At 42.6% G+C, this 13,274-nt stretch carries 14 protein-coding genes; 1 reads left to right on the forward strand and 13 read right to left on the reverse strand.

The window, feature by feature from the left end:
- The first annotated feature begins 2 nt into the window (after positions 1 to 2).
- Positions 3 to 581, forward strand: coding sequence for a rhombosortase (gene rrtA, locus ACLD71_RS18800; RefSeq protein ID WP_411991641.1), 579 nt, complete (start codon positions 3 to 5; stop codon positions 579 to 581).
- On the opposite strand, the gene pyrF is transcribed toward rrtA, so the two are convergent.
- The 13 genes from pyrF to ACLD71_RS18865 form a co-directional block, all read right to left on the reverse strand.
- Positions 570 to 1,268, reverse strand: a complete 699-nt coding sequence (gene pyrF / locus ACLD71_RS18805) for an orotidine-5'-phosphate decarboxylase (protein ID WP_411991642.1) — start codon at positions 1,266 to 1,268, stop codon at positions 570 to 572. The genes rrtA and pyrF overlap by 12 nt on opposite strands.
- 4 nt (positions 1,269 to 1,272) lie before the next feature.
- Complete coding sequence (lapB, locus tag ACLD71_RS18810) at positions 1,273 to 2,442, reverse strand: lipopolysaccharide assembly protein LapB (RefSeq protein WP_411991643.1); 1,170 nt, start codon at positions 2,440 to 2,442, stop codon at positions 1,273 to 1,275.
- A complete protein-coding gene (locus ACLD71_RS18815; RefSeq protein ID WP_161985209.1) occupies positions 2,442 to 2,732 on the reverse strand; it encodes a LapA family protein in 291 nt (96 codons plus the stop codon). Before ACLD71_RS18815 ends, lapB begins: the two co-directional genes overlap by 1 nt.
- Before the next feature lie 93 nt (positions 2,733 to 2,825).
- Positions 2,826 to 3,110, reverse strand: coding sequence for an integration host factor subunit beta (locus ACLD71_RS18820; protein WP_137675041.1), 285 nt, complete (start codon positions 3,108 to 3,110; stop codon positions 2,826 to 2,828).
- 112 nt (positions 3,111 to 3,222) lie between these two features.
- Positions 3,223 to 4,896, reverse strand: coding sequence for a 30S ribosomal protein S1 (gene rpsA, locus ACLD71_RS18825; RefSeq protein ID WP_137675042.1), 1,674 nt, complete (start codon positions 4,894 to 4,896; stop codon positions 3,223 to 3,225).
- 105 nt (positions 4,897 to 5,001) lie between these two features.
- On the reverse strand, positions 5,002 to 5,682 hold the full coding sequence (gene cmk, locus ACLD71_RS18830; protein ID WP_411991644.1) for a (d)CMP kinase: 681 nt from the start codon (positions 5,680 to 5,682) through the stop codon (positions 5,002 to 5,004).
- A 218-nt stretch (positions 5,683 to 5,900) separates the two neighbouring features.
- Positions 5,901 to 7,235, reverse strand: a complete 1,335-nt coding sequence (locus ACLD71_RS18835) for a sigma-54-dependent transcriptional regulator (RefSeq protein WP_411991645.1) — start codon at positions 7,233 to 7,235, stop codon at positions 5,901 to 5,903.
- Between the two features lies 1 nt (position 7,236).
- The gene (locus tag ACLD71_RS18840) at positions 7,237 to 8,280 is read right to left on the reverse strand and encodes a sensor histidine kinase (protein WP_411991646.1); all 1,044 of its coding nucleotides are present in this window, start codon (positions 8,278 to 8,280) and stop codon (positions 7,237 to 7,239) included.
- Between the two features lie 114 nt (positions 8,281 to 8,394).
- Positions 8,395 to 9,873, reverse strand: a complete 1,479-nt coding sequence (locus tag ACLD71_RS18845; RefSeq protein ID WP_411991647.1) for a sigma-54 dependent transcriptional regulator — start codon at positions 9,871 to 9,873, stop codon at positions 8,395 to 8,397.
- A 282-nt stretch (positions 9,874 to 10,155) separates the two neighbouring features.
- Complete coding sequence (locus ACLD71_RS18850) at positions 10,156 to 10,902, reverse strand: class I SAM-dependent methyltransferase (protein WP_411991648.1); 747 nt, start codon at positions 10,900 to 10,902, stop codon at positions 10,156 to 10,158.
- Positions 10,899 to 11,261 carry a GNAT family N-acetyltransferase gene (locus ACLD71_RS18855; RefSeq protein ID WP_411994885.1) on the reverse strand — a complete coding sequence of 121 codons (363 nt, stop codon included), beginning with the start codon at positions 11,259 to 11,261 and terminating at the stop codon, positions 10,899 to 10,901. The genes ACLD71_RS18850 and ACLD71_RS18855 overlap by 4 nt, the downstream gene beginning before the upstream one ends.
- A gap of 83 nt (positions 11,262 to 11,344) precedes the next feature.
- Complete coding sequence (locus ACLD71_RS18860) at positions 11,345 to 12,283, reverse strand: hypothetical protein (RefSeq protein WP_303512579.1); 939 nt, start codon at positions 12,281 to 12,283, stop codon at positions 11,345 to 11,347.
- A gap of 41 nt (positions 12,284 to 12,324) precedes the next feature.
- The gene (locus tag ACLD71_RS18865; protein WP_411991649.1) at positions 12,325 to 13,272 is read right to left on the reverse strand and encodes a hypothetical protein; all 948 of its coding nucleotides are present in this window, start codon (positions 13,270 to 13,272) and stop codon (positions 12,325 to 12,327) included.
- Positions 13,273 to 13,274 lie beyond the last annotated feature (2 nt).

Consider the following 13,274-nt stretch of genomic DNA (forward strand, 5'->3'; position numbering starts at 1 on the left):
GCATGGTTAGTTATTTTCTCAAGCAATTTTGGTTTATATGGTTAATACTGGCGCTAAGCTGGGTATTACTGGCCCATACTGAACTAGCCAGTTGGAACAAGCACTTAATCATCGAAGGCGAGTACTGGCGAGTATTAAGCGGCAACTTTTGCCACAATAATCTGATTCATTGGCTAATGAACATCGCCACCTTAACCCTAATCTATTTTGTTTATGATGACCGACTATCTAATCGGCACTTTCTAGCCTTGAGTATCTTGCTTGGCTTAGTGGGCGGGCTTGCTCTTTTATTGGCTAAGTATGATGAGTATGTAGGCTTATCGGGAATCATTCATGGTTTACTAGCTTACGCTGCACTTATTGATCTAATGAAAGGCAAAATCAAACTAGGTTTCATTGTGCTGACAGGTTTAGGCATTAAGCTTGTGATAGAACAGATATACGGCGGAGATCCATGGGTAAGCGAAATGATAGGCATCGATGTAGCAACCGATGCCCACCTAATATTCACTTTGTTAGGGTTAACTATTGCCTTAGTAGTATGGTGTCCTATATGGAATCGCCAGCCATTAAGCAGTTAATTCTTGGTTAACTTGGGTTAATACTGCGGCTGGAGAAGCCGCTTGAGTAATTGGCCGGCCAATCACTAAATAATCGGAACCTGCAGCAATCGCTTCAACCGGTGTCATAACTCGTCGCTGGTCACCTTGGGCGCTTCCAGTTGGGCGAATACCGGGGGTGATTAAGGCAAACTCTTCGCCTAACAAAGATTTTAAAGCCTGTGCTTCATGAGCTGAACACACCACTCCATCTAAACCACATTGTTTAGTTAAACTTGCTAAACGCTCTACCTGCTGCTGAGGGCTTAACTCAATGCCTAAATCTAACAAGTCAGACTCATCCATACTGGTTAGCACAGTCACAGCAATCAATTTAGGGCGTTTATCACCATAGGGCGCTAAAGCGGCCTTAGCTGCTTCCATCATTCGTCTACCACCACTGGCATGCACGTTCACCATCCACACGCCCAACTCTGCTGCAGCTACCACAGCTTTGGCAACCGTGTTTGGAATATCATGAAACTTTAGGTCTAGAAAAACCTCAAACCCGCGCTTATGCAAGCTTTCCACTAGATGAGGACCAAACAAGGTAAACATTTCCTTGCCTACTTTAAGGCGACAAGAGCCTGGTTCTAATTGCTCTACAAACGCCATACATTGATCTAAATCTGCATAATCAAGGGCGACTAATACCTTAGGGTCTTGCATCTCACTATTCTCCGTCGAGCCCCACTATCGGTTTTACTGTGCCCCAACTTTTACAAGATGGGCAGTGCCAGTAAATAGAATGCGACGAAAATCCGCATCGACGACATTGATAATGGGGTTTTATTTTTAGTTGTTGGGTAACTAGTCCTCGTAATACTTGAAGACTTTGCTTAGCTCGACCTTCTTCAGCTGATTCCAAATGAAGGCCCATTAAATGATGAAATCCTTTCATGGTGGGGTTACGTTTGAGTTCATCCACCAATAAATCCTGAGCTTGCTCTGCGCCATGCGCCTCGCGATAAATAGCCGAGAGCTCGACTAGCACACTAGCAATGCTTTTTAACGATAAACAATATTCGAGAAACTGTTGATAATACTCAGGCTTATCTAATCCTTCGGCGCATAACTTGTAGAGCGTTAACGCATCAGAAGCAAAATCGATATCTTGCTCTGGGATGCGGTTAAGATTCTTAAGAGCTGCCTTAAAATCACCTTCTGCGCTTTGTAGTTGCGCTAAGTGAAGGCTAGCTCGCACACAGTTCTTGTCTACAGTTAGTGCTTTTTTAAGCAAACCAATACTTTTACTTAGCTTACCTGCTGTTTCTAACTCTTGCGCTTGTTCGCAATAAAAATGGGCAATTTGGGTTGCGACATCGGTGAGTTCTTTTGGGTCGATTTTCTTCGCCACTGCAATCGCTTGCGGCCATTCTCGAGTTTGCTGGTAAATACTTAATAATTGTTTTAAAGCTAACTGGCGATACTCAGGCTCATCTTGTAGCTCTATCAGTAATGCTTCAGCTCTATCAAATAAGCCGGCAGCCAAGTAATCTTTGGCCAGTTGTTGCAAAGCTAGATTACGCTGATCGATATCGATGCCTTCGCGGGCAATAAGGTTTTGATGAATACGAATGGCGCGATCCACTTCACCACGTTGGCGAAACAAGTTGCCCAAGGCTAAGTGAGTATCGATGGTTTCAGAATCTACTTGTAACAGTTCTACAAATAGATCGACAGCTTTGTCAGATTGATTAGAAAGGAGAAGATTTAAACCTTCAACATATTGCTTTGAAACATGGTTAGCTTGCTGCTGTTGATTTTGTCTAACACTGCGTTGCCCCATATACCAACCGTAAGCGGCGGCAACAGGCAATAACAAGAACAACAAGCCCAGCATTAACTATCCTTGACCATCTCATCTTGCAATTTATTAAGTTGTTTTTGTTGTTTAGCCAAACGCCTTTTTAAACCGGCACTTTCGAGTCTAATGCGAGTATAAAAAGCCAATAAAAACAGTAAACAGGATATGAAGCCGGCAATGAACAAGCCAGCCATTAACCAAGATAAACGCATGTCAGATTCAGCAATAAGATAGTTTACTCCAACGATTTCATCGTTTTGAGCCCCTATCGCTAGCGCTGTTACAAACAGTACTATCAAAATTAATGTAGAAAATATTGCTTTCACATAACCTCCGAAGCCAAACAAAAGCTAGGGAAATTATGCAGCAATCACGTTAATTAAACCAGCCAAGAACACCTAATTGTAAAAGAAACAATACTATAGGCCAGAATTCACGCGTTCTCTTAATTCTTTACCAGGTTTGAAGTGGGGAACGTACTTCCCAGACAACTCAACCTTCTCGCCAGTTTTGGGATTGCGGCCTACACGCGGCGCTCTAAAATGTAAGGAAAAACTACCAAAACCGCGAATTTCAATTCTGTCGCCTTCCTGTAAAGAACCAGTCATTTGCTCAAGAATTTCTTTAATTGCCGACTCAATTTCTTTACTGGTAAATTGAATATGTTTACTAGCGAGTATTTCAATCAAATCAGATTTAGTCATGGATTCTCCAAGCCATTGATAAAGGGAACTAATACCAGTGTAGATAAAGAACTTGGGGGGGACAAGTCCCCCCCAATATTCAATCACATAAATCTAAAAAAAGATTTAGAGATTATTCGCCTTTAAGGGCTGATTTGAATGCATCTGCCATAGCGTTACCAATCTGAGCATCTTCTTTCTTGTTCAGAGTAGCCATTGCTTCTTTCTCGTCCGCTTCGTCTTTAGCACGGATAGAAAGGCTGATTACACGGTTCTTGCGGTCAACACCAACAAACTTAGCTTCAAGTTTATCGCCAACAGAAAGAACAAGTGAAGCGTCTTCAACACGGTCACGGCTAACATCGCCAGCACGTAAGTAACCTTCAACGCCATTTGCTAATTCAATTGTTGCGCCTTTAGCATCAACTTCAGAAACAGTACCGTTAACTAAAGCACCTTTCTTAAGGTCAGCAAGGTAGTTGTTGAACGGGTCTTCAGCAAGCTGTTTAACACCTAGGCTAATACGCTCACGTTCTGCGTCAACTTGTAGTACAACAGCTTCGATTTCGTCGCCTTTCTTAAAGTCGCGAACCGCTTCTTCACCTTGAGCATCCCAAGAGATGTCAGATAGGTGAACAAGACCGTCAATACCGCCGTCAAGGCCGATGAAGATACCGAAGTCAGTGATAGACTTGATCTTACCAGAAACTTTGTCGTTCTTATCGTGAGTGCTAGCGAATAGCTCCCATGGATTAACTTTACACTGTTTCAAACCAAGCGAGATACGACGACGTTCTTCGTCAATATCCAATACCATAACTTCAACAAGATCACCCACGTTAACCACTTTAGATGGGTGGATGTTTTTGTTAGTCCAATCCATTTCAGAAACGTGAACTAGACCTTCAACACCGTCTTCGATCTCAACGAAACAACCGTAGTCAGTAAGGTTAGTTACGCGACCTTCTAGACGAGCACCTTCTGGGTAACGGTTAGCAATTGCTACCCATGGATCTTCACCCAGTTGCTTAAGACCCAGAGATACACGAGTGCGCTCACGGTCAAACTTAAGTACTTTAACGTTGATTTCATCGCCAACATTAACAATTTCGCTTGGGTGCTTAACGCGTTTCCAAGCCATGTCAGTGATGTGTAGTAGACCGTCAACACCGCCAAGATCAACGAATGCACCGTAGTCAGTAAGGTTCTTAACGATACCTTTAACTTCTTGACCTTCTTGAAGGTTCTCAAGAAGTTGGTCACGTTCAACACTGTTTTCAGTTTCGATAACAGCACGACGAGATACCACTACGTTGTTACGTTTCTGGTCAAGCTTGATAACTTTAAATTCAAGCTCTTTGCCTTCTAGGTGAGCAGTATCGCGAACAGGGCGAACGTCAACTAGTGAACCAGGCAAGAATGCACGGATGGTGTTAACTTCAACCGTAAAGCCACCTTTAACTTTACCATTGATGATACCAACAACCGTTGCTTGCTCTTCGTAAGCACTCTCAAGTTGGATCCACGCTTCGTGACGTTTAGCTTTCTCGCGAGAAAGAACAGTTTCACCGAAACCATCTTCAACAGCGTCAAGGGCTACATCAACTTCAGCGCCTACTTCAATTTCTAATTCACCAGCAGCATTTTTAAACTGCTCGGCAGGGATTGCAGATTCTGACTTAAGGCCAGCGTCTACTAGTACCATACCGTTTTCGATACCTACTACAGTACCTTTAACAATAGAACCAGAACGGAATTCCAAATTCTGTAGAGACTCTTCAAAGAGTTGAGCAAAAGATTCAGTCATTTTTTAATTTACACATATAGAAACGTCCACTCAGCAATCCGGCTAAATGGGGTTAATAAAAAACACCTATTTCATCCATGTTATAGGTGAGCTAATTCCCAGTGATTACTGGGTTAATTTTTCGTCGATAAACGCTATCGACATTGATACGACTTCATCAATAGAAAGAGAAGTTGAATCAATTACTAACGCATCTTGAGCGGGAACTAAAGGAGCAACCGAACGGTTTCTATCTCGTTGGTCTCGTTCTTCAATTTCGCTCAAAAGGTGGTCAAAACTAACATCAAAGCCTTTATCTTGCAACTGATTATAGCGTCGTTGCGCGCGTTCCGCTGCACTCGCATCCAAAAAAATCTTTGCTGGGGCGTCAACAAAAACAACCGTTCCCATGTCTCTGCCGTCGGCAATTAACCCTGGTTCAGCTCTAAATCCACGCTGGCGACGAAGCAATGCTTCTCTCACACGAGGAAAAGCGGCGACTTTAGACGCTGCGTTACCGGCTGTTTCTTGGCGTATTTCCAGAGAAACATCCTCACCCTCAAGAATAACAACGGTATTACCATCTCGCGCTTCAAAGCGCACATCTAAATGAGCAGCTAGTAGGCTTAACGCATCTTCATTGTCTAGTGCGACTTCATGGTGAATTGCCGCTAAGGCTAAGACTCTATAGATCGCCCCACTATCGAGAAGTTGCCAGTTGAAATGCTGGGCAAGTTTTTGGCACAACGTACCTTTACCTGCGCCACTTGGCCCGTCGATGGTTACCACTGGAACGTGTTGAGTCATGAGTCCTCCATAATGTCCAAAAGCATAATGCAAGTTCTCATCTAGCCATAAATGAGAACTTAAAATTCGGCCGCATTATACGTGAATAGGCTGCGTTTCGCCTCATTAAATTATTAATAAAAAACAAAATACAGCGAACGCTTATCGCATTTTTGAACAAAAAAGCAGTATATCATACTGACATACTGCTTTATATCACCCTTGTCTGCTGCCAAGTATCAAGCCGGAAGCTGCACTCCTGAGTCTTTTATACGCGCTAGTTTGTAACGTAAAGTGCGTGGGCTTATACCCAGTTTTTCGGCAACATCTTTACGTTTTCCGTGACAAGCTTTGAGTGTTTCTAAAATTATCTGCTGCTCTTGTTGGCGAAGTTCATTGCCAAGAGGTTCGGGAGTTAAACTTTGCTCTTCCAAAATAGGCGCAACACTTAGCGGCTCTAATTGATTTTCTATCACTAAACAGTCGCTATCGATTGTAGACACGTTTGCTAAAATTAGCGCTCGTTGCATCACATTATCTAATTCACGCACATTACCCGGCCACGTATGGTTCATCAACTTATGCTGTGCACTTAAGCTAAGTTCGTGAGCTTTGGCGCTGTGGCGGTTAAGTAAGTGATTAGCTAATGGAAGGATATCGCCCTTGCGTTGATTGAGTGGTTGCCATGCTAAAGGAAAAACGTTTAAGCGATAATACAGATCTTCTCTAAACAAGCCTTGGCGAACAATTTCACGCATGTCTCGGTTGCTAGTAGCAATAACTCGAACATCCAATTGAATCATTTTCCGGCTACCCAAACGCTCTACTTCTTTCTCTTGTAGCACCCGCAGAAGTTTAGCCTGTAAACCCAAATCCATTTCGCTAATTTCATCAAGTAATATGGTACCGCCCTGCGCTTGTTCAAACTTACCCGGACACGCTTTAATAGCACCGGTAAAGGCTCCTTTTTCGTAACCAAATAACGTAGCCTCAAGCATATTCTCGGGTATTGCCGCACAGTTAATCGCAATGAATGCTTGTTCGTTTCGCGGGGAACAATCATGGATATAGCGAGATAATACTTCTTTGCCGGCACCACTAGGCCCACTTATTAGGACGGAAGCTTCTGAAGCTGCAACTTTTTGGCTCAGCTTTAGCAGCGCCTCCGTAGAAGGGTCTCCATATATAGGCTCACGCTTTTCCACTTTGATCGAAGGAGCATAACGCCCTACTTGATTGAGCAGTACTTCCGGAGAAAACGGTTTAGACAGGTAATCAATTGCACCATCTCGCATCGCAGACACTGCATCGTCTATTTTTGCGTAGGCTGTCATTAATAATACGGGGGTTTGCGGCCATTTTTGCTTAATATTTTTAAGCAAACTTAAGCCATCCATTCCGCTCATTTGCACATCGCTAACCACTAAATCTACTTGCAGATCATTAAGGCTTAATAACGCTGCTTCAGCACTATCAGCTTGTTCGCATAAGTAACCAGCTAAAGACAAGGTGTCGACTAATGCCTCTCTTAATCCGGCATCGTCTTCTACAATTAAAATCGTTGATTGGCTCATCTTAATGCCCTCCTACAGCAAGGTCTTGGTGCTGCACTTCCGGCAACGGTAATGTCACGACAAAGCGGCTACCAAGCTCAGTGCCAGTGAGTTCGATGGAACCTTGGTGAGCACTCACCACTGATTTGACCACCGCTAGCCCTAAACCTGTTCCGTTCTGTTTAGTGGTATAAAAAGGTTCGAATACTTTGTGTTGTTGTGCTTTGTCTATTCCGCCTGCTTGATCTTCAACCTCAATCACAACTTCGCTCTCAGAGCTAGTGACTAAAACGGAAATAGGTTGATCACTACCACTTAGTTGAGCAGCATTTTCAACTAAGTTCGACAGCGCTGATACTAAAGCGTTAGCATTTACCAACAGCTCGGTATTTGGATTTACAACCGACAAACGCAGCTCTACATTGTGTTGACGAACACAAGCATCTGTTGCGGCTTTAAGTTGCTCAATCAGCTGACCAACCGGCACATAGTTAACCACCATTTGTTCGCCACTTTTGGCGAACAACAACATATCGTTTACTTGAGTTTCTAAATCTTCAAGTCTTGCCATCATCTTGGTTTGAAAGCTGTCTCGAGCATTCTCTGACAAAGTTTTATTCGACAGATTAGAGCCGTACAACATCGCCGCAGACAAGGGGGTTCTAATTTGATGCGCCAACGATGCCACCATATTTCCCAGCGCAGACATACGCTGTAGTTTGGCAACATTTGCTTGAAGTTGACGAGTATGCGTCATGTCGGTAAGAACAATCAGCTGACCTTGGGTATCTTGTAAAGGTGATAAACTTAGTTTTACTCGTCTACCATCAACTAACGAAAGCTCATGGCCGTCATCAGCTTTAGGGGAGAATAAACGAGGCACTGCGTCTAACCAACGTTGCTGCTCAATATCCTTACCCAGTAAGTTTTTAGCAATAGGGTTGGCGCGCGCGACATAACCTTTATTGTCGAGTAGTACTAAACCTGAAGGCATAACATCAAATATCTGAGTAAGGTTATGCTCCGATAAGCTGGTAGGCTGTTGTTGTAAAAGCACTGAAGGCATGAATAAAGCTCCGCGTCATAAAACCGTTAACAGTGCTTACTCAATCAATTTTCATGCCATAAAAAAGGCCATGTATTTCATAGCCTTAAACAAACTAAGTTCGAGATTCTATATTCAGCTCTCTTTGTTCAACCCATACTTGCGCATTTTTTCTACTAGCGTCGTTCTGCGCATACCCAGTTGCTCAGCAGCTCTAGCTACAACACCATCTTGTTGTTCAAGTGCTTGACGAATCAAATCAACTTCTAGCTCGGCCAGTAGCTCTTTTAAGTTAACCCCTTCGTCGGGAAGTTGCTGAGCACCAGCCCAACCATCATCAAGTGATTCTTCTGGTTCACCCTCTGGGAATAGGGCTTCTGGGCTTGGATCTGAAAATACTGACGCATCTTCATCATTAAAAATCGCCAGTAAAGCATCACGTTCCGCTAATTCTGGACTGTAGTTCGGTTCAAATGCTTCTGCATCTATGTGCCTATATTTAGGCGGTAAATCATGTACATCAACAATTTGGTCAGGATGTAAGATAAGTAAGCGCTCTACTAGGTTAGATAGTTCGCGAACATTGCCCGGCCATTGGTGCTGCATTAGTGATTCAACAGCGCGCTGCGTAAAACGAACCACTGCCGAATGCTCTTCCTCATGGCGATTAACTAACTCTTGCAGCAATAAAGGAATGTCATCTTGGCGCTCTCGCAACGATGGCATTTCAATAGGGAATACATTTAGTCGATAGTATAAATCTTCACGAAACTTCTCCTGCTCTATCATTCTCTCTAGTTGTCGGTGAGTAGCTGCCACAACACGCACATTAGCGTTAATTGCTTTGCTCCCACCTACACGCTCAAATTGGCGCTCTTGCAATACGCGAAGCAACTTAACTTGCATCGGCATTGGCATATCGCCAATTTCATCTAAGAACAATGTGCCGCCTTCAGCTAACTCAAAACGCCCTTTACGCATAGCAAACGCGCCAGTAAAAGCGCCTTTTTCATGGCCAAACAATTCGCTTTCAAGTAAATCGGGAGGAATAGCGCCACAGTTAATAGGAACGAAAGGCCCGCCGTTTCTTGTGGAATGGTCATGAATTGCTTTTGCAACGACCTCTTTACCTGTGCCAGATTCACCCAAAATCAGTACATTGGCTTCTTTAACAGCTACTTGCTCGATTAAATGACGAACCTCTTGAATAGCAATGCCCTTGCCTATCAAGTTTTGTCTTAAACGTTCGCTCTTTGCTGGAGCAATCTTGCCAGGAAGATGAGTAAGGTAGGCATCGCAGTGGTGTAATAACTGAGTTAGCTGCTCATAACTAAACGGTAAATCTAAATGGCCAATAAGATTAGGTAAAGGCTCAACGGTATGCCCCTCTCCTACACTTAAAAAAGGACAAAGTGGATACTTAGCAATCAAACTACCAACATCGGCAATTTGCTTACTAATGAGAACTACGCGGCTAGTATTTGCTACTTCAGTAGCAAAATTTTCGTTATCACAAACGCTAAACTGTTGCCCAATAAACCCCAGTACCGTTTCAAGTTGCTTAGCTCTCTCTGCGTTGTTCTCAAAAACTAAAACACTTTTGGATGCTTGCATCCCTATCCCCTGCAAAAATAAGCTACCTTGCGACATACTTATAGTTAGTTACGCTATAAAATTGATTTTAAACGGGCGTCAAAAAATCGCAAGGTATTCACTTTAAAACCGACAAAAATATGACGCGCAATGCAGTTTTTAAGTTGTCGATAGGAGCAGCAGAACCGCAAACGATTAGCCACAACAATAAGTTGCTGGTGATTTATACAATTAGTAAGCTTCGAGAAGGCAAGTTTCAATCAGTAAAACTTAACAATTCAAAGCGTAACTTTAATGGTAATACTACTGTTCTCCCTTCTCACACACTAAAAATATACTTGAACATAAATCAGGATATATCTGACCGAGCTGGTAACAGCCATCGAGGTAATCATCTGAAACAATATCGGTATTAAGCAGTTGATCCCATTGGAAGTTTGCTAACGCCTTGAAGAAAACACCTGAGCGGTGAACAACTTTGAGACCGGCTTCTTTTGCATCTCGTTCAAGCGTATCAAGAGAATAGGTACAAAGGTGTCCATGTTCCTTTTCTGCTGAAGTTACAGCCGAGTTATGAGTAATCAACCCCATTTTAACAGCTATTTGTCGCGACGGTGCATTAGCGTTTGGGCATGCGAGAAGAAAACGTCCGTTATTGCTGAGCCACTCGTCATTCACTCTTTTTAAGGTCTTAACTGGGTCATCTAAATGCTCTAAAACATGTGTCATCACAATGTTGTCGTATTTCTTAGATAACGTAGCATCCTCAAATCTAGAATGAATAATTTCAGGCCCCCCCCCAAGACGACTCTTTGCGATATTCACAGCTTCCAGTGAAGCTTCAACACAAGTTATCTCTTCAAACTCTCCCATAAGTCGTTGGGTAAAATCACCTTTAAAACAGCCTAACTCTAATAAGTTTCCGGACACAAAAAAAGGAGTAAAAGCTCTCAGCATAAATGGGTGCATAACATCAAAATCAAAGCTATATGCATATTTATGGTCGTCTGTATCTTTAATTTCTTGATTATAATCACGAGATTGACTCATTGACTCCCCTTCAAGTTTAATCGCATTAACTGTTGAGTACTATTCTGTTGGAATTCTGTAAAGCCTAAAGTTAAATAAAGGGACTTAGCGAGAGCATTATCAGTCTGAACTTCCAACTCAATTCTCGAAACCCTCAAATCCCGAGCTTTTTGCAAACACTGTTCGAGTAAACTCTTCGCGATACCTCGGTTCGAGTAATCTGATAACACACTAACATTGCTAACAAACCCAATACTTCCATCGTTGAAATAAACAGCTACGAGCCCAACAAGCGTTTTATTTTCCCAAGCTTCAAATCGCATGGAGCATTCACAAAGTTTTTTTGCATAAGACTCTAAATTCACTCTAGAACTCAACATTGGGTAATGTTGATGATCACTCGCTTTTAAGTGCTGTAACACTTCTCTTCGCGAGGACAAATCAGTAGAGAGACGAATACTTTTCAACTTTTCAACACCGCTAATCCAAACCCATGCTTGCCAAATTTGTTACCGTTGTACAACAAGTATATTTTTTTACCCACATTAAAAACGTGAGGGTAACAGAGCATTTCCGAATCCCATCCTTCATCTGAACAAGACAGGCCAAGCAGAGAATCATTTCGTTCCCAAGTAATTAAATCATTTGAATACGCGTATCCCAATTTATAGGAGCGAGAAGAGTTTTCTCTAAAATCAAAAGACTCTCTAAAACAAAAAATCATGTGATACATGTCGTTGTGATGAAAAACGGTGGGTAAAGCCATGCTCTCATCACCATGGAGGCTATCACTAATGACTTGGTGGCCATGTTTTCTGCTCCAATTGATTCCATCAAGAGATGTCGCGTGTCCTATTTTGTATACACGATCAGGGGGGGAATTATCATCAAACCTCTTCCACCCAGTCCCAAACATATACCACATATGAAATTGGCCTTCATAGTGCTTTACGAAAGCATCCCCAACTAAACAGGACTCCTGATGAGATGCAGACATAATTGGTCCATTTCCCAACTTACGGAAAGTTCGACCACCATCAACACTCTCTGCAAATCCGATTGCCGTTTCTACTGAAACAGATTTTCGTCGGCTCCATCCACAAGTGTAAGCCCAAATTCGATTACCGTGACGAAGAGGGCTCAAAGGAAATATTCCATGTTCATCAAAACAACCCAACTCGCCGAGAGGAATTACTGTCTCATCAGCTATTGCCAGAATATCTTTGAGTCTTTTGTCGAAATCAACATAGCACACATGACTGCTGTACATCTTTGACATCGGTTCTAACTTTCTAGTTGAGAAGTAAATCCGGACAAAGCCTTCAAAAACAATTGCTTGAGGAGATTGAGCGAACTCGTTACAGCCATCAATAAGTTTGTGTTCTCGAGGATCAAAAATCATCCCTCGCTTTTCCCATTTCAGAGGCCATTGCATGCTATTCATCAATTCATTTCACCAACCAGCTCAGCGGCTCCAAAGCCAAACCTCCCCACATGATTGCCCAGATAGAACATATACGTTTTACCATCCACTTCGAAAACATGAGGATAACTAATCATCTCGGAGTCCCAACCATCTGGAGATACATCTATCCCAGCTTTTGAGTCATCGCGAACCCAGCTTAAAAGGTCTAGTGAGCTGGCATAACCTATACGATATCCTTTTTCTTTACCTCTGAAGTCAAGGCTATATCGGTAAGAAAAAAACATATGGTAACGACCATTAGCATAAAACACATCAGGACTAGCCTGTGCCTCATCCTCCTCGAGTACATTGCTAATAAGATTTCTATTCATTTTATGCCAATGAAAGCCATCATCTGAAACTGCCATTCTAATTTTATACACAGGTTCAGGACTTCCTGCATCATTAAGCACCCACCTGCTTCCAGCTATATAAAAAAGATACCAACGTTGATTAAAACGTCGTATTTTGGGGCCGCTCAATACAAATGGTTCATCAGGAGAATAAGGCAATATTGGTCCTGTCCCTGATTTCTCAAAACGTATTCCTCCATCATAACTAAACGCTAATCCTATGGCCGTGTTAAATGGAACACTATCACAACGCGTCCAACCAGTGTAATAGGCCCAAACTATACCTTTGTACTCAAGAACAGATGTGGGGTAAGTACCGAACTCATCAAACTCTCCTAGGTTTCCTAACTTCAAAATAGGGCTTTCGCTCACTCTGAGGACTTTAAATGGTGGTGTTCGACTAAGATCCACAAAAGCCGAAAAGCTCGTATATTGACCAGAGCTATCAGGATGAGGACGACAAGAAAAGTAGACCCTGATGAAGTCTTTATTTACTAAGACTGAAGGGCCTTGAGCAAACTCATGTAACCAGTCTCGGCCCTTTACTAAAGAGGGATCAAAAATCTTACCCATTT

Origin of the sequence: Agarivorans sp. DSG3-1, from assembly GCF_046774965.1 — a bacterium.
Classification (GTDB): domain Bacteria; phylum Pseudomonadota; class Gammaproteobacteria; order Enterobacterales; family Celerinatantimonadaceae; genus Agarivorans.